The 25,056-nt window shown below is 44.6% G+C and carries 25 protein-coding genes; 14 read left to right on the plus strand and 11 right to left on the minus strand.

Features of this window, described 5'->3' with window-relative positions:
• Positions 1-3: 3 nt before the first annotated feature.
• The 3 genes from GWR56_RS04600 to GWR56_RS04610 all read right to left on the minus strand — a co-directional run bounded on the left by GWR56_RS04600 (position 4) and on the right by GWR56_RS04610 (position 3,757).
• Positions 4-1,740 (minus strand): GMC family oxidoreductase, encoded by a 1,737-nt coding sequence (locus GWR56_RS04600; protein ID WP_162429987.1) that lies wholly within the window; start codon positions 1,738-1,740, stop codon positions 4-6.
• Positions 1,741-1,774: 34 nt separating this feature from the next.
• Positions 1,775-2,434: a DUF1080 domain-containing protein gene (locus tag GWR56_RS04605; protein WP_162429988.1), complete on the minus strand. Its 660-nt coding sequence runs from the start codon at positions 2,432-2,434 to the stop codon at positions 1,775-1,777.
• A gap of 231 nt (positions 2,435-2,665) precedes the next feature.
• Positions 2,666-3,757: a hypothetical protein gene (locus GWR56_RS04610; protein WP_162429989.1), complete on the minus strand. Its 1,092-nt coding sequence runs from the start codon at positions 3,755-3,757 to the stop codon at positions 2,666-2,668.
• Positions 3,758-3,830: 73 nt separating this feature from the next.
• Here GWR56_RS04610 and GWR56_RS04615 point away from each other — a divergent pair, with 73 nt between their 5' ends.
• Together GWR56_RS04615 and GWR56_RS04620 are read left to right on the plus strand one after the other, a co-directional pair.
• The gene (locus tag GWR56_RS04615) at positions 3,831-5,075 is read left to right on the plus strand and encodes a DEAD/DEAH box helicase (protein WP_202925372.1); all 1,245 of its coding nucleotides are present in this window, start codon (positions 3,831-3,833) and stop codon (positions 5,073-5,075) included.
• Between the two features lie 155 nt (positions 5,076-5,230).
• A complete protein-coding gene (locus tag GWR56_RS04620) occupies positions 5,231-6,115 on the plus strand; it encodes a TIM barrel protein (protein ID WP_162429990.1) in 885 nt (294 codons plus the stop codon).
• A 133-nt stretch (positions 6,116-6,248) separates the two neighbouring features.
• Here the strand turns inward: GWR56_RS04620 and rmuC are convergent, their stop codons facing one another.
• The 6 genes from rmuC to GWR56_RS04650 form a co-directional block, all read right to left on the minus strand.
• Positions 6,249-7,613 carry a DNA recombination protein RmuC gene (rmuC, locus tag GWR56_RS04625; RefSeq protein WP_162429991.1) on the minus strand — a complete coding sequence of 455 codons (1,365 nt, stop codon included), beginning with the start codon at positions 7,611-7,613 and terminating at the stop codon, positions 6,249-6,251.
• 64 nt (positions 7,614-7,677) lie between these two features.
• On the minus strand, positions 7,678-7,914 hold the full coding sequence (locus tag GWR56_RS04630; RefSeq protein ID WP_162429992.1) for a hypothetical protein: 237 nt from the start codon (positions 7,912-7,914) through the stop codon (positions 7,678-7,680).
• Between the two features lies 1 nt (position 7,915).
• Entirely contained in the window at positions 7,916-8,173 is a 258-nt protein-coding gene (locus GWR56_RS04635) for a hypothetical protein (RefSeq protein ID WP_162429993.1), read from the minus strand.
• 68 nt (positions 8,174-8,241) lie between these two features.
• Positions 8,242-8,721 (minus strand): gliding motility lipoprotein GldH, encoded by a 480-nt coding sequence (locus GWR56_RS04640; protein WP_162429994.1) that lies wholly within the window; start codon positions 8,719-8,721, stop codon positions 8,242-8,244.
• Positions 8,721-10,121, minus strand: coding sequence for a regulatory iron-sulfur-containing complex subunit RicT (gene ricT, locus GWR56_RS04645; RefSeq protein WP_162429995.1), 1,401 nt, complete (start codon positions 10,119-10,121; stop codon positions 8,721-8,723). Before ricT ends, GWR56_RS04640 begins: the two co-directional genes overlap by 1 nt.
• 2 nt (positions 10,122-10,123) lie before the next feature.
• Positions 10,124-11,269, minus strand: coding sequence for an ATP-binding protein (locus GWR56_RS04650; RefSeq protein ID WP_162429996.1), 1,146 nt, complete (start codon positions 11,267-11,269; stop codon positions 10,124-10,126).
• Between the two features lie 146 nt (positions 11,270-11,415).
• On the opposite strand from GWR56_RS04650, the gene ruvX reads away from it, so the two are divergent.
• The 8 genes from ruvX (at position 11,416) to GWR56_RS04690 (ending at position 16,591) form a co-directional block, all read left to right on the plus strand.
• Positions 11,416-11,829 carry a Holliday junction resolvase RuvX gene (gene ruvX, locus GWR56_RS04655; protein WP_162429997.1) on the plus strand — a complete coding sequence of 138 codons (414 nt, stop codon included), beginning with the start codon at positions 11,416-11,418 and terminating at the stop codon, positions 11,827-11,829.
• Positions 11,830-11,858: 29 nt separating this feature from the next.
• A complete protein-coding gene (locus GWR56_RS04660; RefSeq protein ID WP_162429998.1) occupies positions 11,859-12,260 on the plus strand; it encodes a GxxExxY protein in 402 nt (133 codons plus the stop codon).
• Between the two features lie 66 nt (positions 12,261-12,326).
• Positions 12,327-12,965: an O-methyltransferase gene (locus tag GWR56_RS04665; RefSeq protein ID WP_162429999.1), complete on the plus strand. Its 639-nt coding sequence runs from the start codon at positions 12,327-12,329 to the stop codon at positions 12,963-12,965.
• A gap of 2 nt (positions 12,966-12,967) precedes the next feature.
• The gene (locus GWR56_RS04670; protein WP_162430000.1) at positions 12,968-13,519 is read left to right on the plus strand and encodes a glycoside hydrolase family 73 protein; all 552 of its coding nucleotides are present in this window, start codon (positions 12,968-12,970) and stop codon (positions 13,517-13,519) included.
• Between the two features lie 47 nt (positions 13,520-13,566).
• Complete coding sequence (locus GWR56_RS04675) at positions 13,567-14,397, plus strand: glucosaminidase domain-containing protein (protein WP_162430001.1); 831 nt, start codon at positions 13,567-13,569, stop codon at positions 14,395-14,397.
• A 62-nt stretch (positions 14,398-14,459) separates the two neighbouring features.
• Positions 14,460-15,215, plus strand: coding sequence for a hypothetical protein (locus GWR56_RS04680; protein ID WP_162430002.1), 756 nt, complete (start codon positions 14,460-14,462; stop codon positions 15,213-15,215).
• Positions 15,194-15,535, plus strand: coding sequence for a hypothetical protein (locus GWR56_RS04685; RefSeq protein ID WP_162430003.1), 342 nt, complete (start codon positions 15,194-15,196; stop codon positions 15,533-15,535). Before GWR56_RS04680 ends, GWR56_RS04685 begins: the two co-directional genes overlap by 22 nt.
• A 30-nt stretch (positions 15,536-15,565) precedes the next feature.
• Positions 15,566-16,591, plus strand: a complete 1,026-nt coding sequence (locus tag GWR56_RS04690; protein ID WP_162430004.1) for a DUF3078 domain-containing protein — start codon at positions 15,566-15,568, stop codon at positions 16,589-16,591.
• 13 nt (positions 16,592-16,604) lie between these two features.
• On the opposite strand, the gene GWR56_RS04695 is transcribed toward GWR56_RS04690, so the two are convergent.
• Positions 16,605-19,061, minus strand: a complete 2,457-nt coding sequence (locus GWR56_RS04695) for a DUF5916 domain-containing protein (RefSeq protein WP_162430005.1) — start codon at positions 19,059-19,061, stop codon at positions 16,605-16,607.
• Between the two features lie 155 nt (positions 19,062-19,216).
• Here GWR56_RS04695 and ffh point away from each other — a divergent pair, with 155 nt between their 5' ends.
• From ffh to GWR56_RS04710, 3 genes are all read left to right on the plus strand, one after another.
• A complete protein-coding gene (ffh, locus tag GWR56_RS04700; protein ID WP_162430006.1) occupies positions 19,217-20,545 on the plus strand; it encodes a signal recognition particle protein in 1,329 nt (442 codons plus the stop codon).
• A gap of 238 nt (positions 20,546-20,783) precedes the next feature.
• Positions 20,784-21,473: a hypothetical protein gene (locus GWR56_RS04705; RefSeq protein WP_162430007.1), complete on the plus strand. Its 690-nt coding sequence runs from the start codon at positions 20,784-20,786 to the stop codon at positions 21,471-21,473.
• 75 nt (positions 21,474-21,548) lie between these two features.
• Positions 21,549-22,484, plus strand: coding sequence for a hypothetical protein (locus tag GWR56_RS04710; RefSeq protein WP_162430008.1), 936 nt, complete (start codon positions 21,549-21,551; stop codon positions 22,482-22,484).
• 62 nt (positions 22,485-22,546) lie between these two features.
• Here GWR56_RS04710 and GWR56_RS04715 read toward each other — a convergent pair whose 3' ends face one another.
• Positions 22,547-24,076, minus strand: coding sequence for a Do family serine endopeptidase (locus GWR56_RS04715; RefSeq protein WP_162430009.1), 1,530 nt, complete (start codon positions 24,074-24,076; stop codon positions 22,547-22,549).
• 169 nt (positions 24,077-24,245) lie between these two features.
• Here GWR56_RS04715 and dapF point away from each other — a divergent pair, with 169 nt between their 5' ends.
• A complete protein-coding gene (gene dapF, locus GWR56_RS04720) occupies positions 24,246-25,031 on the plus strand; it encodes a diaminopimelate epimerase (RefSeq protein ID WP_162430010.1) in 786 nt (261 codons plus the stop codon).
• Positions 25,032-25,056: the final 25 nt, after the last annotated feature.

Here is a 25,056-nt window from a genome sequence, read left to right on the forward strand (position 1 = left end):
GCGTTATACATTAAGTTTTTTACGTTGTTGTAGTATATATTCAGCTGTGCGCATGCTCAGGGCCAGAATGGTCCAGGTGGCGTTTTTATCGCCCTGCTGCACAAACGGCGCGGCATCAACCACAAAAAGGTTTTTACAATCGTGCGCCTGGCAATATTTGTTCAAAGCAGATTTTTTAGGGTCGTCGCCCATACGAACGGTACCCACTTCATGGATGATCTTGCCCGGTGCCTCTAAGCCGTAATTGGTTTCGGGCCCTTGCATGGTGCCGTAAATGGCGCCCATGTTATGCAGTATCTCCTCAAAGGTTTCCTGCATGTGTTTGGCCTGGTTTATTTCGTCGTTGGTCCATTTATAATGAAAACGCAGCACCGGGATACCATATTTATCAACAACGCCGTTAGGGTCTATCTCGCAATAGTTATCGGCACGGGCAATAGCAGTACCTCGGCCTGCCATACCTACCTGCGTACCGTAAAAACGGCGATAGTCATCTTTCAATCCAACACCGTAACCGCCACCATCTTTCTTCTTACCGTCGCGGCCGGGCACAGCGCCGTTCATATCCTGTATGCCGCCGCCAAAGCCATACGATGGCATGTGCATGCCGCCACCGTACTCGATGTGGTAGCCGCGCGGGAAATTCAGTTTTTTATTATCAAGCCACCAGGGCGAGTAGATGTGCACGCTGCCTACACCGTCTTCGTTGTAGCGTTTGCGGTCCATCAGCTGCGGAAGGAAACCGCCCGCGCCGGATCCGGTACTGTCGTGCAGGTATTTACCTACCACACCGCTGCTGTTGGCCAGGCCGCCCGGGTGGGCTGCTGATTTTGAATTTAACAATATACGCGCCGATTCGCCGGCGCTTGCACCAAGTACCACCGTTTTGGCATTTACCTGGTACTCCTGCATATCATCTTTATTTACGTATGATACGCCGGTAGCCAGCCCGTTCTTATCGGTAATAACTTCGCGCACCATAGCGTTTGTTATTACTTTAAGATTGCCGGTTTTAATGGCGGGGATCACCAAGCATGACGAGGCCGAGAAATCGCCGTAAACTTTACATGAGCGTCCGCACTGCCCACAAAAAAAGCAAGCGCCACGGTCTTTATTATTTGGTAAGGCCTCTGTAAGCACTGATCCGCGGCCGGTAATTACTTTAACCCCCGCTTTGGTAGCGCCCTGCTTAATAAACAACTCGTTTAATCGTGGCTTTGGCGGCGGCAGAAAAATTCCGTCCGGCTCGCTTTCAATATTTTCAACCGTTCCATAAACACCTATCATACGGTCAACCTTGTCATAATAAGGCTTTAGGTCGTCGTAGGTTATCGGCCACGGGTCAGTAAGCCCGTCCTTTGGTTTAAAATCATCAGGCCCCATACGCAAGGATATACGGCCCCAGTGATTGGTACGGCCGCCCAGCATACGTGCACGGAACCACGCAAACTCGGTACCGTCCTTCTGGGTGTAAGGTTCCCCCTCTAATTCCCATCCGCCATAAGCGGCATCGAAATCGCCAAATGGTCGGGTAGTGCCAGCACCCCGGCGTGCCGACTCCCAAGCCCATTTAAGTTGGTGCGAATCTACTTTAGGATCAAAATAAGCGCCTGCTTCAAGCATTAGCACCTTTACGCCAGCGTTAGCTAATACGTAACCGGCCATGCCGCCGCCCGCGCCCGAGCCTACAATTACTACATCGTATGCTGTGGTTGATTTTTTTATCTGTAAATCTTCCATTTATATGTCGAACTATAAAATTTAATGTGATTGGCTACAATTGTTTAAGGGTAATATTTTTATATGCTACTACGGCACCATGCGATTGCAACGCGATATGGCCTTTTGGGTATTTAGCAAAATCCTTCCAGGTTTTAAACTTGCTGTTATTCAGCATCTCTGTCCACTCGGGGCTGCCCATTTGCACGTTTATCACTTCTTTACCGTTAAGCCAAAAAGTCAGGTGGCCCTTATCTTTACGTATTTTTGCAGTATTCCACTGCCCCGCAGGCTTTGCAGCATTTGCAGGTGCACCTTTCATATCATATAACGACCCGGCAAGGTGGGTTGGGTTTTTATTATCTTCGGCTTTTTCATTATCCAATACCTGCATTTCAATACCCGATAAATACGTAGCGCCCAGGGCAGGGTCTTCGTGCACGCCGAAAATGATGCCGCTGTTACCGCCTTCGGCAATTTTCCAATCTACCTTAAGCTCATAATTTTCGTATTCCCCATCGGTTATCAGGTCAGCTGAGTGCGGTGCTTTAGGGTCAAACTGTAATGCGCCGTCAACAACGCTCCACGGGCCTGCATCTTTTTGTAGATAGGCATGCCAGCCGTTGGTAGTTTTACCATCAAAAAGTTTGGTTTGCGCAAATGATGAATACTGCAATGCGGCAACAGCAATAGCGCTTAAAAGTAATTTTTTCATACGGGTTATCAGATATAGCAGTGTGGGTACCGCTTGTTAATATTAGAACAGCTAAATGTAGTATTTATTTTTATTGATGCTATAGTAACGCAATTTATCAATCAAAATTTTTACAGATAGCTGCCGCCGAAATTTACTTTTAAGCAAATTACACCTGTTTTGTTTGGCAGGACTGGATAAAGCCCCTGTACATATTGCTTATTAGATAACAGCCGCTTAATCGTTTAAAAGCTAATCCTTATGAAATAAGAAATTCAAACCCGATGCTATCCCAAACTGCACATAGGCGTAACTGTCTTCAAAGTAAATATTATAATCATCCTGCCCGCGGTAACCCCCGCCCACTATGAACGATACATTTTGCATAAACGGAAACTGGTAGTAATATTTGAGGCTAACGTTGAGGCGTTCTTTTAAATTTAAGGCATCATAGCCCCGGTACTTATCGGCAATGTAAGTAAAATCGAACTGTATGCGCTGCCAGTTCTTAAACGAAGATGCATCGGCGTCAATATCGTCCTGGTACCTTTTGGCAATGTTATAAATATAGCCGCCGTTAACGCGTACAAAACCATAACTACCGGGCAGCCCCATAGCCGCATCGTCACCAAACAAACCCCGGTGCAGTTCGATGCCGATAGTGCTATAATGATTTATAATGTTATTGGGGTTATCTACCCGTTTGCCGATAGTATAGTTAAGCGAGTAAAAGTCTGTGCTGAATTTTCCGCTATCCCGATTGAAGCCGCCATCGGGTTTTAAGGTTGGCCCCCGTACACCATTTGAATGATGGGTGTATGATAGTTGCAGGAACTGCGGTTTGTAAGCATCACGGTTAAGCCTGTAATATAAATTACCGCTGGGCATATAGCTCGGAGATTTCACAGGTTCGCCATAGGCAGATAGCAACCGCAGCTTTACCCGCGCAGACAGGTCAAAAAAGAAACGTGATTTAGGGGTATTTAACAATACAAAGTGCGCGTTAACATCGCCAACCAATTTGGTTTTAACCGGCTGAAAAAGCTCCTGCCCAAAAAAGGAGGGTTTAAGGTTTTGTATATAGATGTTATTAAAGTCGCGGTTTACTACACGGGCAGCCACTTTTCCGGTATCGGTACCGTTTTGGAACACTGATGTATCGGTCGGCGACCCATAGCTTTGGGCCGATGAAAATACAAGCACTAACAGGAAAAGAACGAACGCTTTAGCAGGGTAAATGGCGGATGTATACATAGATACTAACAGAAATACTTTATACCTAAAATAGTTTTCTTTAACAGAAATTTTAAGCCGGCAGATCAGGCGCTCAAAATTAAACGACATTGTATCATAATAAAGTAAACATGCATAAAACCACAAAAATGCTTACCTTGCGTGCTCATCTTTAATAACATACGTGACTTTTCAGGATTTTAATTTTAACGAACAACTTTTAGAAGGCGTTTTAAGTATGGGGTACACTACCCCAACGCCTATACAGGCAATGGCTATACCGGCCATACTTAACGGCGACGACCTTATAGCCTGTGCGCAAACGGGCACCGGCAAAACCGCATCATATTTGCTGCCTGTTTTAAATTACATATGCAATACGCATAAGCACCATACCACAGCCCTTATACTTGCACCAACGCGCGAACTTGCTCAGCAAATAGACCAACAGGTAGAGGGCCTTGCCTATTTTACGGGCGTAAGCTCGCAGGCGGTTTTTGGCGGGGGCGATGGCATGGCTTATGAGCAGCAGCGACGCGGTATTCAAAACAATGTAAATATTATTATTGCTACGCCGGGAAGGCTGATAGCGCATCTTACCTCAGGGGTGCTAAAATTTAACGACATTACCCATCTGGTTTTAGACGAGGCCGACCGCATGCTCGACATGGGGTTCCAGGACGACATTATGCGAATTATTGGTTATTTGCCAAAAAAACGCCAAACGCTGCTGTTCTCGGCTACCATGCCGGGGCGCATCCGCACGTTAGCTAAGGCCATTCTTACCGACCCGCAGCAAATAAACATTGCCATATCCCAGCCCGCAGCAGGTATCGACCAGCAGATATACCGCCTGCACGACGGACAAAAAACACCTTTATTAAAAATGCTTTTAAAGGATGGCGGCTACCTAAGCTCTATCATTTTCGCATCACGTAAGGAAATTGTGAAATCCCTTTATAAGGAGCTGAAGTCGGCGCATATCAATGTGGCTGCTTTTCACTCCGATCTGCAGCAAAACGAACGCGAAGAGATATTGCTCCGCTTTAAAAACAAGCAGCTACCCGTTATTATCGGCACTGACGCCTTGTCGCGTGGTATTGATGTAGAAGGGATAGACCTGGTGGTTAACTACGATGTACCCGGCGACCCGGAAGACTACGTTCACCGCATTGGTCGCACTGCGCGTGCAGCAAGCAAAGGCACGGCCATAACTTTTGTGAACGACCGCGACCTTAAGCGGCTTAAGAGCATAGAGCAGCTTATTGATAAACCCATTACCCAAAAGGAACTACCTGAAGAACTGCAAGGTATTGCTGCACCACCGAAAGAAGAGCGGCCGCACAGCGCGGGCCATTCTCAACGCCGCGATGGGCGGCGTAACCCCAAAAGGTTTGGCAAAAACAAACCGTCGCGCCCGGCAAAGTAGTTTCAGCTATTATCAAACATACTCGTCCCGGTAACGCTGTTGCCGGGATTTTTTGTTTAATATCTGTGGCAAATTAAACCTTGTAATATTTATGCGGTCTATTTGTTTTGTATAGTCAATGTGTTACATTTACACAAACCAATTAAATTACCGAAATGACATCAAGACGTTCGTTCCTTAAAACCACGGCGGTGGTTTCGGCCGGCCTGCTAATGGCGCCCGAATTATTTGCAGCGCATAAAAAAAGATATGTAGGCGTACAACTGTACACTGTGCGCGATGCAATGGCTAAAGACCCGGTTGCTACGCTGGCTAAAGTTGCCAAAGTAGGTTTTAACTCGGTTGAAGGCGCCACTTACACCGGCACCCAAAAATTTTACGGGATGGAACCAGCCGCATTTAAAAAAGTTTTAAGTGATAATGGCCTGATAATGCCAAGCGGGCACTTTATGCTGGGCGAAGGTATGCCAAACGCCAAAGGCACCATTACCAACGATTGGCAAAAAGCCGTTGACGACGCGGCGGAGGTTGGGCTTAAATACATGGTTTGTGCCTACCTGTTAGACAGCGAACGCGGCACGCTTGACCATTATAAAGAAACGGCCGATAAGCTAAACAAGGGTGGCGAAATAGCTAAAAAAGCAGGCATCCAGCTTTGCTACCATAACCACGATTTTGAATTTGCATCGCAGGATGGCAAATACCCCTACGATGTGCTGCTTGATGCCACTGATGCAGATCTGGTGAAAATGGAGATGGACATTTACTGGATGTATAAAGCCAAGCAAGACCCTATCGCCATGTTTAAGAAACACCCGGGCCGTTTCCCGTTATGGCACGTAAAGGATATGGATAACACACCAAAGCAGATGTTTACCGAGGTGGGTAACGGTGTAATCCCTTTTAAAGAGATATTTAAGCATACCAAAACATCAGGCTTAAAATACTTTTTCAATGAGCAGGATATTTGCCCCGGCGATCCGTTTGTAAGCATTACCAAAAGCTACAATTACATGAAAGCTAATAATTTTCATGTGTAAGTGAGACAAGACAATAAGAGTTAAGAATCAAGATATAAAAAGCCCGCTTGCTAATGCAACCGGGCTTTTTTAATGTTTTCGTATGGCATGCTAACGGAGCGACGATCGCGTAAGCAAACGCGCAACAGGCATACTAATCTTCACTAATGTATTTGTGCTCTATCTGTTTATTGGCCTTGGCGCCCAGTTTCTTAATTTTTTCGGCGGTAATGGTCAGGTTGCCCCGGCCATCGGTAAGTTTGCTAAGTGCCCTGTCATAACTATCCTGGCTTTGCTTAATGTTTTTGCCGATGCCTTCCATATCTCCAACAAAACCGACAAACTTATCGTACATTTCACCGCTCAGTCGCGCTATTTCTAATACATTGCGATTTTGGCGCTCCTGTTTCCAAATGCTGGCAATGGTGCGCAGGGTAGCCAGCAAAGTACTTGGGCTAACGATTACCACCCGCTTTTCCCAGGCATCACTAAATAAGTCTGCGTCTAATTGAACTGCAAAACTGAACGATGATTCTATCGGCACAAAAAGTAAAACAAAATCGGGTGAGTTTACCTGGTAAAGATCATGGTAGCTTTTGGCTGACAGGCCATGTATATGGTTGCGCAGCGATTCTACATGCGCTTTTGAGTATAGTTTACGTTCATCCTCCGTTTCGCAATTTACCAAACGATCATAAGCTATCAGCGACACCTTGGAATCGATTATTAAATGTTTATCATCCGGAAGGTCGATAATTACATCAGGCTGCAGCCTGCTGCCATCTGCGTTGTTCAGGCTGGCTTGTACGCGGTATTCGCGGTCGCGGATCAATCCGCTGCGTTCTAAAACCTTTTCAAGGATGACTTCGCCCCAGTTACCCTGCTTTTTGTTGTCGCCTTTTAAAGCCCTCGTCAGGTTTGATGCTTCGGTACTGATGAGTTTATTCAGGTCCATTAACTGCGTTATAACACCCTTAAGCGTATTGCGCTCGGCCGCCTCCTTGTTATAAACCTTCTCAACTTTATCCTCAAAGGCCTTTATGTTTTCTTTCAGTGGATTTAATATAGCATCGATGCTTAGTTTATTCACATCTGTAAACTCCCGGGATTTTTCCTTCAGCAGCTTTTCGGCAATGTTTTCAAACTCGCGCTGAAAATACTTCCGCGTTTGTTCTATCTCTTCCTTCTGCTCAGTCAGTTTTTCCTGCTGTGCTTTAAAATACGCTCGTGACGACTCTAAAGATTGGTTGGCCTGTGCCAGTTGGCTACGCTCATACAAAAGCTCATCTAACAGCCGGCTTTGCTCCTCCTTAAAATGCCTGGCGACATTTTCTTTTTCGGTTAAAATGCCGGCAGCTTTTTCCTCGGCCTTAGCCAATGAAATCTTCAAGGCTTCATTTTCAGTTTTCAACAAGGATAATTCGCCCGTTGAAACACCGGTGGCAGCAGGTCGTTTTAGAAATATAATAACGGCTATCAGTAATATAACAACCGCCGCGCCTAAAATAATAGCATCCATTTTGATAAAAATATTAGCAAAACGAATGTAGCTATTTTACTTTTAAAATAAAATATTTAGTAAGCTAGCGGGTTCCTTTCACCGTGTCTTTCGCCGGGTTGGTGTTCATGGTACCATCAGCACTCGTATCCTGCCCGCCGGTTTCAACAGGAGTTGCGGGATATTTAGCGCTATCGGCAGTTGTAGAACCACCCACATGAACCTGTCCTGAATCAGCAGCATCAACCTTGCTATCCTTACTTTTACACGATGCGGTAGATATTGCTATCACCGTAAATAAGTATATAACTAACTTTTTCATCTTATTTAGGATTGGTTTTAAGGGTATCTGATGTTGGGTTAGTGGTGCCTTTTCCATTTCCGCTGGTATCGGTACCGCTTGTACCAACAGCCTGCGGACTTCCGGAACCGGCCGAAATGGCCGCGCTATCCGTTGCTCCCGAACTACCTGCATTGGTAGCGCCCGAATCGGGCTGGTCGCCGCCTGTTTTATGGCTACCGTTGCAGGCGGCAAAACTTAGCGCTGCTGCCATGGCTATATAAAGAAATAACTTTTTCATACTAAGTATTATATATACTTAAACTACAAACAGAGCCATTTCAGGTTTTAAATATTTGGCGTTGAAGATCAGCGCGCTTTCTCAACCCGTAAGCCCGCATCAATAACCTCATGAAGCGGGTTATCGCGCATATTTTGTTCTATCTCGAAATGATAAACCCCTTTAGCCGGGAATTTATAATTGGTTCGCAGGGGCAATTGGTAGCTGTAAATATTGCCGCTGCCGCTACCAAGCCATTCACCATCTTTATTGGCCAAAGGCCACTCGTAACGGGTGGTGTGTGTTTTTTTACCCGGCGACGTTTGCCTTAACAACGCAAATATGTTTGAATATCTGTAACTGCCGCTTACCCTTAAATTAAAGTAAAGATTGTATGGCACCGTAATGTCATCTATCTTCACATCTACTTTTATCCGGTTTACGTACGACCAATTGTGGTTATCAATAGGGGTACTTTGATCTACTATCGCATTAGGATCGGTACAGCCTTGCGCTGCAAAAAGCACAAGGGCAATTAAGCAGCCGGGAATAAATTTAAACGCTCGCATTATTCCGGCCGGGGGGTGTTATTGTTAGGGGGCTGATTATTATTCGGGCGTGGCCGGTTATTATTGCGCCTGTTGTTATTGCTTCCCTGCGGGCGATTACCATCCGGCCTTGGGCCACCCTGTTGCTGGGGCCTGTTACCACCATCCGGCCGGTTCCCTTGCGGGCGATTGCCGCCGTCTGGTCTGTTTCCTCCTTGAGGGCGGTTACCATCCGGCCGTTGGGATGCCTGTTGGCCATCCGGGCGATTACCCCCTTGCTGGTTACGGCTACGGTTTTTGTTCTTATTTTTATTCTTGTTGTTTTGATTGCGGCGCTCGTCAAGGCGGGTAAGGCTATCTTGCCCAACCACATTTTCGTAATCAAGTATCTTTACCGGCTTGGTTTCAACCACAACTACCTCACCCAGGTCCGCCGGGATAATTCCTTCGCGGTTTTGCTGCTGAATTTCCTTTACGCGGGCTATCGGCATAGGCACCCAGGCTTCTTCGCGCGGGTAGCTAAACCACATTATTTTTTTAAATATATCGGTTTTTTGCAGGCGAGCATCGCCTTTTTCAGTTTTCAGCACATTCACATTGTCCGGTATATGCTTAAGCGCGTCCATATAAGTATCCAGCTCATAGTTGAGGCAGCACTTTAATTTGCCGCATTGGCCCGCAAGCTTCAAGGTATTTAACGATAGGTTTTGATACCGGGCAGCTGATGTAGAAACTGTTTTAAAATCTGTTAACCAGGTGCTGCAGCAAAGTTCGCGGCCGCAGGAACCGATACCACCCAGGCGACTTGCCTCCTGGCGCATACCTATCTGGCGCATTTCAATACGGATGCGGAAACTTTCGGCCATTTTTTTGATCAGTTCCCTGAAATCAACGCGACCCTCGGCGGTATAATAAAAGGTGGCTTTTGTTTTATCGCCCTGGTAGTCCACATCGCTTATCTTCATCGATAAGTTAAGGTCGAGGGCAAGTGTACGCGATTTATGCATGGTTTCCCATTCCATATCTTTGGCCATCTTCCATTTATCTACATCGGCCGGGGTGGCGCGGCGATATATCTTTTTAACAACATCAGCTTCTTTTACATGCCTCTTGGTCATTTGCAGCCGCACCAGTTCGCCGGTGATAGATACGTGGCCTATGTCGTAACCACCGGTAGTGGTTTCAACGGCAACAAGGTCGCCCGCCTCCAGGTAAATATTATCGTTGTTGTGGTAAAACTCTTTCCGCGAGCCTTTAAATCTGACCTCTACAATAGAAAAAGGTCTATAGTTAGTTGGCATATCCATGTGCGACAGCCAATCGTGAACATCCAATTTGGCGCAACCATTAGTAAGGCACGAGCCATTACTTTTGCAGCCGGCCGGCGTACATCCGCCGGATGAGCAACTTCCGCATCCCATAATTAATTCGGTATATAATGATTCCCCGCAGGGACAGTTTTCAAATTTAGTACTTTTATAATCTGCAAAGATACGTCTAAAAACAAGATTTTAGGATTTGCATTACGTTCTATATGATAATGAGCCTTTTCCAGCTCGGTAATAATACCCTGCGCCATGGCGTTGCTGATAACCGCCGACATTTTTTTTGCCGTTTCCATCTCTTGCCCGGGCAGTTTAACTATTCGTTCGGCCCCTGCCCGCAGCAGGGTGCATTCGCGTATAAAACTGGTTCCATAGCGTAAAAAGTTTTTTTGATTCTCACGCCCCATCTTTGCCGCCTGATCTACAAATTTTAAAATATCAAGCCCTTTGTTGCCAAAGCAGTAACGCAGCCATTGCACAAATAACGCATGATAGCTTTTAGTGTCGTGCTGCAGCATGGCTAAAGCCTCGGTCATGTTTCCATTACTCAGGTAGGCAATCTCCGATGCCGCTGTTTCTGTTTGATGGTGCTTATTTTCCAGTTCGGCTTTTATATCCCCGTAATTTAAACAAGGGATTTTGACAAGTTGCGTACGCGATAATATCGTGTTCAGTATCTGGTCCTGATTTTGGGCCACCAGTATAAAAAGCGTGTTGGGCTGCGGCTCCTCAATCATTTTCAGCAGAGCATTCCCCTCTTTGTCAAGGTATTCGGGCAACCACAGAATCAGCACTTTGTATGCAGATTCGAACGGTTTAAAGCTCAGTTTTTTAATGATCTGATGGCACTCGGCAATGTTAATATTAGCCTGCTTGTTTTCGGCATCCAGATAGCCCCGCCAAATATCAAGATTAATATACGGATGGGCTGTAAAGGCATCACGCCATTGCTCAATAAAAGTAAGCGCGGTGTCATCCTTATGCTTGGCGAAGAACGGGTATGAAAAATGCAGGTCGGGGTGCATAAGTTTCTGGTACTTCCGGCACGATGCGCACTCGCCGCACGAGTCGTCCGGGCGCTTGTCCCCGCACGATAGATACTGCGCATAAGCAACCGCCAGCGCCAGGCCTCCGGCACCTTCCGGCCCTAAGAACAGTTGCGCATGGCTAACCCTGTTCTCGTTAACCGAGGTTATCAACCGCTGCTTAATTGCTTGTTGCCCTATTATATCCTTAAACTGCATTTGGTGCAAGGTAAAAATTAGATATGAGATTTTAGATACGAGATTTGAGACAACCATGTGATTGGCCTATCTTTGAATAAAACAAGCTTATACTATATCATGCAAGTTCTCACATCTCATGTCTCACATCTTATAGCTGCGAAGCCATGAGGGTAATGGCTTTTGACTATGGTACCAAGCGAATAGGTATTGCCGTTACCGACCCGATGCAGATCATCGCGACGGGCCTGGATACCATCCATCCGTTAAAGATCATAGACTACCTCAAAAAATACCTGCTGACCGAGGGCGTTGAGCGCTTTGTTGTTGGCGAACCCAAACAAATGGACAACACCCCTTCACAATCAGCTATGCACGTTAAGGGATTTGTAAACCTGCTTAAAAAAACCTTTCCGGATATTCCGGTAGAAATGCTCGACGAACGTTTTACCTCAAAAATGGCATCGGCTACCATAGCGCAAAGTGGCATGGGCAAAAAAGCCCGGCAAAATAAAGAGCTTGTTGATACGATATCAGCCGTGATATTGCTGCAAAGCTGGATGGACCGCAGATTTAAATGATTTTAAGATCTCGCTGATTAAACGAAAGAATGGACTATAAGCACTCGGATATTACTGGAAAGATCATTGGCTGCGCAATGAAAGTTCATCGGACTTTGGGTAACGGGTTTCAGGAAGTTATATACCAGCGTTGTTTGGCAATCGAGATGCAAAAACAAGGCATTTCATTCTCCCGTGAATTAGAAATGACTATTCATTACGAAGAAGTTGAAGTTGGGACAAGGCGGGTAGACTTTTTGGTTGAGAATGTTGTGATGGTCGAATTGAAAGCGATATCACAGTTAGATGATGCACATTTGGCACAGGTGTTAAATTACTTGGAAGCATACAAATTGGCAACCGGATTATTAATAAATTTTGGCGGAAGGAGCCTTGAATTTAAACGAGCGACTAATGAACACAAACTCTCAAGAAAAAATCGCAACCAATAGTTTATAATTTGTCAAAAATCAACGAAATCACATAATCCTAAAAATCTGCGATGTATCTTTGCCGGCATGGAGATCCTTGATCCGGCCTTGCAGGCCTACCTTGATAACCATTGCGACCCGGAACCGGCGGCCTTGCAAAAAATAAACCGGGATACTTACCTGAAGGTGCTGAAGCCGCATATGCTATCGGGCCACTACCAGGGCCGGTTGCTGAGCATGATCAGCAAAATGATACAGCCAAAACTTATTTTAGAAATAGGGACCTTTACCGGGTACTCGGCCATTTGCCTCGCCGAGGGTTTGGCTGAAGGGGGCATATTGCATACCATTGAAGTTAACCGGGAATTTGAGGAAATGCTTAACTCACATTTCAGATCAACAAATGTGGATAAAAAAATTAAGGTTCATTTTGGGGCTGCAGAAGCAATAATAGCTGATTTTGAAGAAACTGACTTCGATTTGGTTTTTATTGATGCGGATAAACGAAATAATTTTAAGTATTTTGAGTTAGTAATTGATAAAGTAAGGCCAGGAGGCTTAATAATAATTGATAATGTTTTGTGGAAAGGGAAAGTATATGGTACCGAAAAAGATGCCGATACCGAAAATATCCGCAAACTAAATGAACTAATAGCTGTTAACACACAGGTCGAAAAACTAATTCTACCTGTCCGCGACGGCATATTGATCATCAGAAAAAAATAATTATGAAGAAACTCTTAACTGTTACTCTCCTTTCAGTTTCCGCATTAATTGCATCTACCACGGCCGTATCGGCGCAATCCGCAGCACAATCTTACATCGAGAAGTTCAAAAACAATGCCATTCGCATAATGCATGAAACCGGTGTGCCTGCAAGCATTATTTTAGGCGTTGCCATACATGAATCGGCCAGCGGAAAGAGCGCGGTGGCCAAAAATCTGAACAACCAGTTTGGTGTTAAGGGCGGTGGCAGCACGGTGTACTATAAAGGCAACAAAAAGGTACATTCATCATACAAACGCTACGATAGCGTGCTCGATTCATTTAAAGATTTCGCCCGTATCATGACCGAACGCAAACAGTTCAGTCACCTGCTTGATAAATTTTCTACAACGGATTATAAGGGTTGGGCGAAGGGCATACAGCGCAGTGGTTACGCAAGCAGTAAAAAATGGGCCGCCCAGGTTTTAGGTATCATCAACAAATATGACCTGAACGAACTTGACGATGATGCCATGCCTGATAGTACCAAACGCGAAATAGCAGACAACAATTAACTTTTATATTTTTTAACCTAAGTTTGGCTAACAATAAGCTTAACTGCATGCGTAGGATATATACATTATTAATTGCCACCCTGTTATTTACTTCGTGCTCGGCCCACAAAAACACCATTAGCCGCAGCAAAGCCTCAAAAAACAACAAGGCTATTCAAAAACGCAACCGCGCCGCTATAGCTGCGCATAAAGACTTTACCTCGCTGGAGTATATTGAACGCTTTAAAGACATTGCCATACAGGAAATGAATACTTACGGCATCCCCGCCAGCATAACACTTGCCCAGGGCCTTTTTGAAAGCGGCAGCGGCAATAGCGAGCTGGCCAAGGTGGCCAATAACCACTTTGGGATAAAATGCGGAAGCACCTGGGCTGGTGAAAGCTATTACAAAAACGATGATAACGAAAACGACTGTTTCAGGGTTTATAATAACCCGGAAGAATCTTTTCGCGATCACTCGGAGTTTTTAAAGAAGAAAAACTACGCCCGCCTTTTTGAACTGGATAAGAATGATTTTAAAGGCTGGGCTTACGGTTTAAAAGCCTGTGGTTATGCAACCAACCCAAAGTATCCGCAATTGCTGCTGAACATCATAACCAAATATCAGCTTGATCAGTACGACCGGCCGGAAGGCGAAATTGCCAAGATAAAGCGCGAAGACCGGGTGCTTACACAGATAAACGACAACATGGGCCAGCCGCAGCAGGACTCTATTTCAAAAACCCCGCCCGACGATAAAATTTACACCGTAAAACAGGGCGACACACTATACAATATTTCTAAACGTTTTGGTATCACTGTTGATGAATTACGATCGCTCAACAAAATGTCTGACAATACCCTTAAGATCGGTCAGAAAATTGTTGTGGTGAAATAGTGTGTTAAAGATTGTTAAACTATAAATTTTCCCTCTTTAAACGATTAGCTTTAAACTTTACAATGAAGTTATGGCTTACCTGTTTTTTTAGCGTTTTATGCGCAACGGCTTTTTCGCAGGAAAAGGAGGTGACCGGCATTGTATTTAATAAAGACACCAAAACCCGCGTAGCCAAGGTTAATGTGCAAAACATCACATCGCGCAAAACCGTTTATAACACGTTTAAGGGCGAATTTACCATAACCGCTAATCCGGGAGACCTGCTGGTATTTAGCAAGCCGGATATGTATACCGATACCCTTAAGGTAACAGGCTATGCCGCCATGGCCGTTTACATGCGGCCGAAGGCCATCCCGCTGCAAGAAGTAACCATCCGCGACAGTTTTTTAACGCCCGAAAAGCGATTGGCCAATACCCAACGCGATTACAGCAAAATATATGGGTCGATAAATAATGCAGACCTTTTGAAGATTGGGCCAGGTGGCGTTGGTTTTGGCCCAGATGCCCTTTACAACGCATTTAGTAAAAGCGGTCGTAACGCCGAAAAGCTGCGGAACATTATAGATGCAGAGTACCGGCAAAGCATTATAGATTACCGGTTTAACAAAGCCTTTGTGCAGGGTATTACGCACTTGCAGGAGCCGCGGTTAACCGATTTTATGCAGAAATACCGCCCCGGTTATTACCTGGTTTTGTCTTTAGGCGATTACGAGTTTATTAATTACATCAAAACGAATTTGAAACGCTATTTGCGCCACCCTGAAGCCTATGAGCTTGCCCCGCTGCCACAAATTAAATGGGATACCGATACAAAATAATTGTTGCCCCTTTCTTAAAGGTGAGCGGCATGGCCTTATTTCCGGTTATACTGGTAAACAATAAAGAACTTTTGAACGATGCTGTAGTTATCAACCACGAACGTATTCACCTGAAACAGCAAGCCGAGTTATTGGTAATCCCTTTTTACCTGTTATACCTGATAAATTACCTGGTAAATCTGATGATTTATCACAATCACAACGTGGCGTATTTGAATATAATTTTTGAGCGCGAGGCTTACGCAAACGAAGCCGATACGCATTACATCCGTTACCGCAGATGGTACAGTTGGTGTAGGTATTTTAAATTAAAACAATGAAATAAGAGTTTTTTGCGTTTTATTTGTGGTATGTTGAAAACCAGTATCAGACTATTTTTCTTACTGTCGTTCACAATTACATTGTCGGCAAGCGCACAAATCACAGATACCGTAAAAAAAGACACGGTTAAAATAGACACTAATCTGCTTAACAGATACCGCATTCCTACTAAGAAGAATGTAATACCGGTACCGCCAACCCCCATAAAAATACAGCAGGAACTGATACCGGTAACCATGCTTGACTATAAAATAAGTTACTGGCGTAAGTTTATAACTTTTGGGTTAAACTTTAGTCAGGCGGCCTTTAGCGACAACTATGCGGCCGGTGGTGTAACCGCAGTTGCGCTAAGCTCGAATTTTATATACCGGGTTGAGTATAACAAAGCGCCATTTAGCTACACCTCGGAGCTTAACCTGCTTTATGGCAAATCAAAAAATAAGGGGCAATCGTCGCGTAAAAGTAACGACCGTATATTTTTTGATAACAAGGTAGCCACACAACTATCCAAACATTGGTTTTTCTTCGGATCCCTTAGTTTCGAATCGCAATTTGACAAAGGGTACCAATACAACGATGCTTCGGGGGCTGTACTTGCCCAACCGCTTGTCATCTCGAACTTCATGTCGCCGGGATACTTAACCGAGTCGATCGGTTTTGAATATAAGCCCACAACGTATTTCGATCTGCGTTTTGGTACGGGTACCGCCCGCCAAACTTTTGTGCTTGATACCACCATTTATCACAACCAGCCGGCCAATTACGGGGTAACACCCGGCAAAACTATCCGCACCGATGTGGCGTTCCAGATGGTAGCTATTTTTGATAAGGACATTGCCAAAAATATGCATTTAAATACGCGTTATGACATGTTCATCCCCTACGGGCAATCACTCAGTTACGTGCGCCATCGTGTGGATGCGGTATTGGCTGCTAAGGTTAACCGCCTTATCAATGTATCAATTAACGGTACATTGCTTTTCGACAAAAACACGTCATCAACCATACAAGGCACCGAGGGCCTGGCGCTGGGTATATTATACAAATTCCCGTAAAGCAGCCGGGGGTTTAGATCTTATGATGTTTCCTGAAAGTCTGAAAATCGATATAATAAAGCAGCTTTAACGAAAAGTTGTTGTTTTGCGGCTGTTCTACAGTATTTCTAAGGTTTCCAAAATATCCTTGCGTGGCCAAGTTTGTATTGCTGAACGTGGAGTTTTTCCAGGCCAGGCTCAGCTCGCTGCCGGGCGAAAATTGCCAAACGTATATCATATCCACATTCCAGATGTTGGCGTTTTGATCGATATCATGATCGAATTTTTCTGATGCCAGGTCGGTAAGGTACCCGTCTTGCCCCAGACCGAAAAACTTTTTATTGTTTACCTTGCTCCAATAGTGCCTTAAACGCAAATTCAGGCCCATAATACTGCTAAATGTATATTTAAGGGTAAAGGTATTATCAACTGTGTGCACATCACGCAGGGCAAAAACATCATTATTATTATCATCGAACGTTGCAAAGCCGGTATAATTTATCCGCGGGCTGATAGTAACATCTTCGCCGAACGAAAATTTATTGCTAAGGCGCACATTATAAAACACCTCCAGGTCATTGCCATGCCCGCCATGACCGTTGGCCAGCCACTGGTCAGAATACCAGAACCCGCCGGATAAAACTTTAGCGCGGTTTGTGCTAAGGTTCCAGTTCAAAACAAAGTTTTCGGGGTTTTTAAATACCCTCCCCATAAAGCGAGGCTCATAAAAGTCGTTTCCCTCCACCCGGTAATGGGCGTTTATATTTACCTGCCAAAAGTTTTTAAAGCTGGCGTTACCACCAAAGTTTTGATTAAAATATTGGTATGACGTTGGTGTTACCCGGTAAGAGGAGTAGGTATTTGTCCAAACATTCCATTGCGTAAAAAGATGTTTGGGTTTGTAATTGGCGTATTGCAGGTTTAAGTTATGTTCGATATAGTTATTATTGAACATGATCCCGAGATCGTTCGAGTCGTACTTGCTGTCAACCCTGTCCTGCGACACATTCCACGTAAAATTACCTGAAACCTTACCAAAAACCACTTCGTAATTGTACCCGGTTACCGTTTCCTGGCCTTTGTAAAATTTGTTACTCATTAACGCATAACCACCCAGGTTGTAGGTGTTTTTCTTGTTATTCAGGTTCCAAACAAAGCCTCCTACATCGGCCGAATAATCTTTACCAAAACGGTTAACATTGGTGTTAATAAAGGTTATGGACGAATTGTTCTTTAGGTTTTGATCGAGAACGATAATATTAAAATTGGTAACCGGGCTGGTTTGTACCAGCCGGCGGTTACCTGTAACCGAATCTTCTACGGTAGCATATGCGGTATTGGTGAGCCCGTTAAAAACCCCTATACCCAAACCATTTGATAAACGGCCGGATAGCTTAACGGCATTGATCAGTTTGGTTTCGGTAGGGTTGCTGATCACTTGTTCCGTAGGCTGTAAATTATCATACGCTTTGTAATAATTAATAGGCTGCCCCCCAACCCTGCGCGAGTAAAAAAGATTCCCTTTGTTAAACAACTCGGTTCCCTCGGTAAAAAATGCACGGTTCTCGTTATACTTTACCTCAAAAGGGGTAAGGTTCAATATCTTATTATCAGATTGTACCTGCCCAAAGTCGGGTATCAGGGTAAGGTCGAGCGTGAAACTTTCGTTAATGCCGTATTTGACATCCATACCGCCGTTAAAACTGGCTTTGGTATTGGCAATACCCGGTGTATTATAGGGATAATGGTTTACGTAAGTAGAAAAATAAGGATAAAAAGCCAGGCGCACGGGAGGCTCAATTTGTTTAATCCCGGTTAATATCCCTTCCTGGTTTATCAACCCGTTCATTTTTGGGTCGAGCTCGTTCCACCAAAGCTGCTGCTGAACGTTTTGACGCCTGCGGATGATATTCATGCCCCAGGTTTGCACGTCCTTTTTAGAAAAGCGCAGGGCCGAGTAAGGGATACGCATCTCGCATGTCCAGCCCAGGCTGTCTATGTTCACCTTGCTCGTCCATACGGCATTCCAGGTTTCATCTTCGGTATTGCCATTCGGGTTAGGGGCGTACTTGGCGTCAAACTGGCCGTTAGTTGAGGTCACAAAAAAACCCGATCCATTGATGCCATCCTTATAAGTGTCAAAAATAAGCCCTATAAAATCCGCGTTGCCAACCTGATCGCGGGTGGCAAACTCGCGCGCGATCTTAGACGGGTCCCGCTCATACATACGGGCACCTACATAAATAGCGGCATTGTCATAAATAATTTTTACTTCCGTACGGTTTTCGGGCTTTTCGTGGTTGCCGGCATTGGGCTGCAACTCAACAAAATCAGTAGCTATGGGTACGTTTTGCCACACAGCGTCGTCAAGGGTTCCGTCTATTTTCGGGGGCGTTTCTGTTTTTATAGCAACAAGGGTTTTCTTCTCAGTTTGCGAGAATGCGCCCAGCGTTACAGCGCCAAATAATACGACGAGGAAAAAAACCTTCATTTTGGGTGGTTAATAGTTTTTATAAGATGCTGTAAAATGCATAAACGTTACATTTCTTTTTGTTAAATACTGGTTAATTATGGTTTTGTAATACTATTATTAAGGCAAATTGCTTCAAAATCATACCTTTGTATCCTCAAAAATTAGAATAAATAATGTTTGAAAATTTATCGGATAAGCTCGACAGGGCTTTTAAAGTATTAAAGGGACAAGGATCAATCACAGAAATAAACGTGGCCGAAACCATGAAGGAGATACGTAAAGCCCTTCTGGATGCCGACGTTAACTACAAAACCGCTAAGGCCTTTACTGATGATGTAAGGCAAAAAGCTTTGGGTTCAAACGTATTAACGTCCATTTCGCCCGGCCAGCTTTTAACCAAGCTGATGAACGACGAGCTTACCGAGCTGATGGGCGGTACAACTGCCGACCTGGACCTGAAAGCATCGCCAACCATCATCCTGATAGCGGGATTGAACGGTGCGGGTAAAACCACGTTTACCGGCAAACTGGCCAATTTCCTTAAAACACAAAAGGGTAAAAAACCGCTTTTGGTTGCCGATGATATTTACCGCCCGGCGGCAATTACCCAGCTACAGGTATTAGGAGAGCAAATAGGGATACCTGTTTACGCCAACCTGGAATCAAAGGACCCTATCGCCATTGCGCGCGAAGGTATTGCTCAGGCTAAGCAAAACGGCAATAACGTGGTAATTATTGATACCGCCGGACGCCTGTCTATAGACGAGGCCATGATGGTTGAGATAGAGCAGGTAAAAGCGGCGGTTAACCCTCACGAGATACTGTTCGTAGTTGACTCGATGACTGGGCAGGATGCTGTTAATACTGCTAAAGTTTTTAACGATCGCCTGGACTTTACAGGTGTGGTACTGACAAAGCTTGATGGCGATACACGTGGCGGTGCCGCACTTTCTATCAAATCGGTAGTTAATAAGCCGATTAAATTTATCGGTACAGGTGAAAAAATGGAAGCGCTGGACGTTTTTCACCCCGACCGTATGGCATCGCGTATTTTGGGCATGGGCGATGTGGTATCCCTGGTTGAACGTGCCCAACAACAGTTCGACGAGAAGGAAGCCGCTGAGCTGCAGCGCAAGATCCGTAAAAATAAATTCGACTTCAACGACTTTTACAGCCAAATACAGCAGATCAAGAAAATGGGCAACATGAAGGATCTGATGGGCATGATACCGGGCGTTGGTAAAATGATGAAGGACGTAGAGGTAAGTGATGATTCTTTCAAGGGCATCGAAGCCATTATTAACTCGATGACCCCTAAAGAAAAAGCTAACCCCGACATTATTAACCCAAGTCGCCGCACCCGTATTGCAAAAGGATCGGGAACTGATCTGCAGGAAGTGAACCGCCTGATGAAACAGTTTGACGATATGCGTAAGGTGATGAAACAAATGAGCAATCCGGCGGCTATGGCCAATATGATGCGACGGATGCCAAAGATGTAAACTCTTTTGTAAAGAGCATATCAAGCCCCGGCGTTTGCCGGGGCTTTTTTTATAATAAATTGGCAATAGGATTAACTGATTTATACACAGGTAGATGTAGTTTTTTTAGTACAACAGCAGTGACTTTAGTAATTGGTACCTTATAAAAACAGCATTTATACGCTTGGTACTACTTTTGCGAATGTTAGATAAATGCGGACTTTTTTCCGCCGATTATTTAACTATAAAAAGTACAGACATGAAAAAGCTATTAAAACCAATTTTATTTGCATCAGCCTTGTTTGCAGTTAATTCTGCAATGGCACAAGTTAACGTTGGTGCTGCAACAGCAACTAAAATAGTAACACAGGCCACAACACCAACTGTAAATGCTGCAGCGGTGGCGCAAAAAGCAGTTAATCAAACAACCGCCGTAACTAAACAAGTTCAGGCCGCAACCCAAAACGCTACCGCGCAAACCGTAGCAGCTGCACAAAAAGCTGCTGTTACCCCGGCTGCTACTACCGCCGTGGACGCTACACTTAATACAACTGCAAAAACAGCCGCAAGTAATAATGCAGCAACAGTAAACGGTGCAGTAAATGCAACCGCCGCAGAAAAGGTAAATGTTAATGCCGACAAGGTTGTTGATAACACCGAAAATACTGCTACAGCCGCAGCAGCCAATGCAAATGCTGCAAAAGAGAACGCATCGCTACGCGCAAAAAGCGCAGCTACTGCTACAGCTAACCGTGTAAAAAATACTAAAGTTAGTGTTAGCGGCAAAACAACTGTAAATGGTTCTGCCAAATCAGCGGTATCATCAAAAAATGTAAAAAGTGCTACCAATACCCATGCTACAACCAGCAATGCTGTTAAAGTAGGCAAAAAACAGGTTAAAATAAATGCATCAACTGCAACCAAAACCGGCGTTGCAGCCAGGCACTAATTTTTATTTAAGTATTCAAAGCAAAAGGCCTTAAACGGCCTTTTTGCTTATACGGGAAATTTTAAACACTTTACTATGAAAAAACGTCAACTAATCTGCATTACCTTATTGATGGCTGCCGCTGTTGGCGCACATGCACAAGAGGTAAGCAAGGATACCGTTACCCCACAGGTTAAGTCTTTATTTTATAATGCAGGGTTGCAATACATCTCTAACCTTACTTATGCCGGCCGCAGGGACGAGTCGAGCGTGCCGCTGGTATTGCCTACTTTTACACTGATATCTAAGTACGGGCTGTTTGTGAGCGGTATCGGTTATTTTAACGCGGGGGGCGGCGGCTCCAACTCACCCGGATTTAGCATCACTCCGGGATATGTCTTTTCTTTCGATAAAAAGAAATATTACGGAGGCGCCATATCTGTTACCAAGTATTTTATAAATGACGATAGCCCGAACATCCTGTCATCATTTAATACCACGATAGATGCACAACTTAACTTTAATCCGTCTGATATTGTGAAGCTCACCCTGGGCGGCAGTTACCGGTTTGGCCGGAATAATAAGAATGATATTGTTAACACCGCGGAACTATCCAAAGAGATAGCGGTTCTTAAAACCGGCGCGCAAAAAACAAACGGATTGAAAGTAACACCAACATTTACGCTATACAGCGGTACGCAGCGTTTCACCGAAACCTATTACACAAACTCGGTGGTTCAACGCGCGGTAGATAACCCAACACCTACGTCACCTATCAATATCTTGTTTCCAAAGCAGCCTAAGCAAACCATTATTAACCAAACGGTAACAGAGGAACATCAACGGGAGGTTGAGGGTTATAATTTGCTTGCGGTTACGGGCTCTATGCCCATAGTTTATGCCATAAACAAATGGCAAATCAACTTTACGCCTTATTTTATCAAACCTGTTAAACAGGTTAATTATGTAAATGAAAATGCCCGGAATGGCATCTACTTTTTATTTACCACCGGTGTAAGCGTTACTTTTTAATAGAATGAAGCAAAAAAAAACCGGCTCTTTAGCCGGTTTTTTTTTTGGAATTGAATTTATAATTATTGAACTGCAAAAACGTTGCTGAAGCTACCGCCATCAGGATAGTACCCGGTAATGATGAGCCTGCCATTTTTTAACGAAGTTATTACCTTGTCCATATCGGCAACGCTGTTCACCGGTTGCTTATTAATAGAGGTAATTACAGAACCCACCGGTATTTCGGTATCATCAAATATACCGCCCGGACGTACCTGGGTAACCATCACACCAGAATTAACATGAAACTTGGCTTTCTGATCTGCATTTAACGGCTGGAAACTTGCCCCCAGTTTGTTAAAGAGCTCGGCCGCCGATTTATTTACAGATGCTGTACGGTTGCTTATGGCAGATTCCGGCTTTAAGGTAACGCTGAAATTCTTTTCGCTGCCACCGCGCAATACAGTAAGGTTAATTTTATCGCCTGGCTGTAAGCGGGCTACACGTTCTTGTAAATCAGATGATTCGTAAACCGGGTTACCTTCAACCTTGGTAATTATATCGCCAGTTTTAAGACCGGCCTGCTCTGCACCGCCGCCGGTTAGCAAACTGCTTACGTATAAGCCATTTGTTTTATCGCTGTTAACTTGCTTAGCCGCATCAGGGTCGCTAAGGTCTGCAAAGCTGATGCCGATATAGCCACGTTTAACAGCGCCGTATTTCTTTATATCATTAAGAACTTTTTTTGCCAGGTTAATAGGGATAGCAAAACCATAACCCTCATAGCTGCCTGTATGCGAAGCGATTGCCGCATTGATACCGATCAGTTCGCCGGCGGTATTAACCAATGCGCCGCCACTGTTTCCAGGGTTAATAGCCGCGTCGGTTTGGATAAACGATTCAATGCCCTTCCTAAGCGTAGGGTTTTCGTTTTGCCTAACCGGGAATGGGCTTTCGTCTTCATCGCGGCCAATAATATTAATGCTTCTTCCTTTGGCGCTCACAATACCCGCGGTTACAGTTGAATTAAGCTTAAATGGGTTACCTACAGCCAATACCCATTCGCCAACGCGAACAGCGTCAGAGTTACCAAGCTTCACAATCGGCAGGTTGGTTGCATTAATTTTTATAAGGGCGAGGTCTGTATTAGGGTCGGTACCTATTACTTTGGCCTCAAAGTTACGGTGATCGTTGGTAACGATCTGGATTTTTTCGGCCTTGGCCACTACGTGGTTATTCGTTACGATATAGCCATCGGGAGAGATGATAACACCCGAACCTGAGGCCATTTGCGGACCCTGCGGGCGCATACGCTGCCCAAACAGTTGCCCAAACATTTGCTCCATCTGGTCCTGCTGGTCGTTACTCCTGTCAGCAAAGGTTGTGCGGATATATACCACCGCAGGCGTTACATCTGCCGCGGCCTGGGTAAAATCTACCGAACCGGCAGATGAAGTGACCGGAGCGTTTGCCCGGTTGCTGGCAAAATAAACTTTCTGTTTATCCTCCAAACTCATGTTATCGGCGTACTTTTTTTCGGCAAATTTATATACGCCTAACGCCATAGCACCGCCTGCAAAGGCGGTTAATAATGTTAAACCAATTTTTTTCATATTTTTATCCACTTTCTGTTTTACTTTATATATCGAAATTCAAATTTAATACCATATAGACGATATAATCAATAATTAGGTATAGGTAATAATGTTAAAAAGTGTTAAATAACCCTGCAGGGGCGGTATATTTGGACTATTATTTAACGACTAAATATAACAAAGTGTTGTGCAGATAAACTTTTATAAATACCAGGGAGCGGGAAACGACTTTATTTTGATCGACAATCGTGATTTATCAGTAAAATTTACTGGTAATCAGCAGGTTGCAAGGCTTTGCGACAGGCGTTTCGGCATCGGTGCAGATGGGCTGATGCTACTAGAAAACGAACCCGGATTTGACTTCAAAATGGTATACTACAATGCCGACGGAAAGGAAGGAAGCATGTGTGGCAACGGCGGGCGTTGTATTGTAGCGTTTGCCAAACATCTGGGCATAATAACTGATATGACAAAATTTCTCGCGAGTGACGGAACGCATCATGCCAAAATTTCAGGAGCGGGTGATTGGGTTAGTTTGCAAATGATAGATGTATCCATTATCAATGAGGATGGTGAAGCGTATGTGCTTAACACCGGATCGCCACATTATGTTAAATTAACAACCGCACTGGAGGCCAAAGATGTTTACAATGAAGGTTACGCCATCCGCAACAATTCAACGTATAAGCAAGAGGGGATCAACGTAAACTTTGTTGAAAAAAGTGGCGACGGATATTTTGTACGCACATTTGAACGGGGCGTTGAAAACGAAACATATGCCTGCGGCACAGGTGTTACTGCCGTTGCGCTGGCAATGGCTAAACACCATCATCAAACCGGTAGCATAAATACCCCCGTTAAAGTATTAGGCGGCGATCTTAATATCCGCTTTGATCATGACGGCGAAAAATTCAGCAATATATTTTTAGAAGGGCCTGCAGAACTCGTTTTTGAGGGCCGGATAGACCTTTAAGTATTTCCAGGCTTACTGCTCATTG

Source organism: Mucilaginibacter sp. 14171R-50 (genome assembly GCF_010093045.1).
Classification (GTDB): Bacteria; Bacteroidota; Bacteroidia; order Sphingobacteriales; family Sphingobacteriaceae; genus Mucilaginibacter.

Excerpts from the sequence above, each read along its gene's own strand:
- GWR56_RS04600 (WP_162429987.1), bottom strand. The coding sequence starts at position 1,740 with ATGGAAGATTTACAGATAAAAAAATCAACCACAGCATACGATGTAGTA.
- GWR56_RS04605 (WP_162429988.1), bottom strand. The coding sequence starts at position 2,434 with ATGAAAAAATTACTTTTAAGCGCTATTGCTGTTGCCGCATTGCAGTAT.
- GWR56_RS04610 (WP_162429989.1), bottom strand. The coding sequence starts at position 3,757 with ATGTCGTTTAATTTTGAGCGCCTGATCTGCCGGCTTAAAATTTCTGTT.
- GWR56_RS04620 (WP_162429990.1), top strand. The coding sequence starts at position 5,231 with ATGACATCAAGACGTTCGTTCCTTAAAACCACGGCGGTGGTTTCGGCC.
- rmuC (WP_162429991.1), bottom strand. The coding sequence starts at position 7,613 with ATGGATGCTATTATTTTAGGCGCGGCGGTTGTTATATTACTGATAGCC.
- GWR56_RS04630 (WP_162429992.1), bottom strand. The coding sequence starts at position 7,914 with ATGAAAAAGTTAGTTATATACTTATTTACGGTGATAGCAATATCTACC.
- GWR56_RS04635 (WP_162429993.1), bottom strand. The coding sequence starts at position 8,173 with ATGAAAAAGTTATTTCTTTATATAGCCATGGCAGCAGCGCTAAGTTTT.
- GWR56_RS04640 (WP_162429994.1), bottom strand. The coding sequence starts at position 8,721 with ATGCGAGCGTTTAAATTTATTCCCGGCTGCTTAATTGCCCTTGTGCTT.
- ricT (WP_162429995.1), bottom strand. The coding sequence starts at position 10,121 with ATGGGATGCGGAAGTTGCTCATCCGGCGGATGTACGCCGGCCGGCTGC.
- GWR56_RS04650 (WP_162429996.1), bottom strand. The coding sequence starts at position 11,269 with ATGCAGTTTAAGGATATAATAGGGCAACAAGCAATTAAGCAGCGGTTG.
- ruvX (WP_162429997.1), top strand. The coding sequence starts at position 11,416 with ATGAGGGTAATGGCTTTTGACTATGGTACCAAGCGAATAGGTATTGCC.
- GWR56_RS04660 (WP_162429998.1), top strand. The coding sequence starts at position 11,859 with ATGGACTATAAGCACTCGGATATTACTGGAAAGATCATTGGCTGCGCA.
- GWR56_RS04665 (WP_162429999.1), top strand. The coding sequence starts at position 12,327 with ATGGAGATCCTTGATCCGGCCTTGCAGGCCTACCTTGATAACCATTGC.
- GWR56_RS04670 (WP_162430000.1), top strand. The coding sequence starts at position 12,968 with ATGAAGAAACTCTTAACTGTTACTCTCCTTTCAGTTTCCGCATTAATT.
- GWR56_RS04675 (WP_162430001.1), top strand. The coding sequence starts at position 13,567 with ATGCGTAGGATATATACATTATTAATTGCCACCCTGTTATTTACTTCG.
- GWR56_RS04680 (WP_162430002.1), top strand. The coding sequence starts at position 14,460 with ATGAAGTTATGGCTTACCTGTTTTTTTAGCGTTTTATGCGCAACGGCT.
- GWR56_RS04685 (WP_162430003.1), top strand. The coding sequence starts at position 15,194 with ATGGGATACCGATACAAAATAATTGTTGCCCCTTTCTTAAAGGTGAGC.
- GWR56_RS04690 (WP_162430004.1), top strand. The coding sequence starts at position 15,566 with ATGTTGAAAACCAGTATCAGACTATTTTTCTTACTGTCGTTCACAATT.
- GWR56_RS04695 (WP_162430005.1), bottom strand. The coding sequence starts at position 19,061 with ATGAAGGTTTTTTTCCTCGTCGTATTATTTGGCGCTGTAACGCTGGGC.
- ffh (WP_162430006.1), top strand. The coding sequence starts at position 19,217 with ATGTTTGAAAATTTATCGGATAAGCTCGACAGGGCTTTTAAAGTATTA.
- GWR56_RS04705 (WP_162430007.1), top strand. The coding sequence starts at position 20,784 with ATGAAAAAGCTATTAAAACCAATTTTATTTGCATCAGCCTTGTTTGCA.
- GWR56_RS04710 (WP_162430008.1), top strand. The coding sequence starts at position 21,549 with ATGAAAAAACGTCAACTAATCTGCATTACCTTATTGATGGCTGCCGCT.
- GWR56_RS04715 (WP_162430009.1), bottom strand. The coding sequence starts at position 24,076 with ATGAAAAAAATTGGTTTAACATTATTAACCGCCTTTGCAGGCGGTGCT.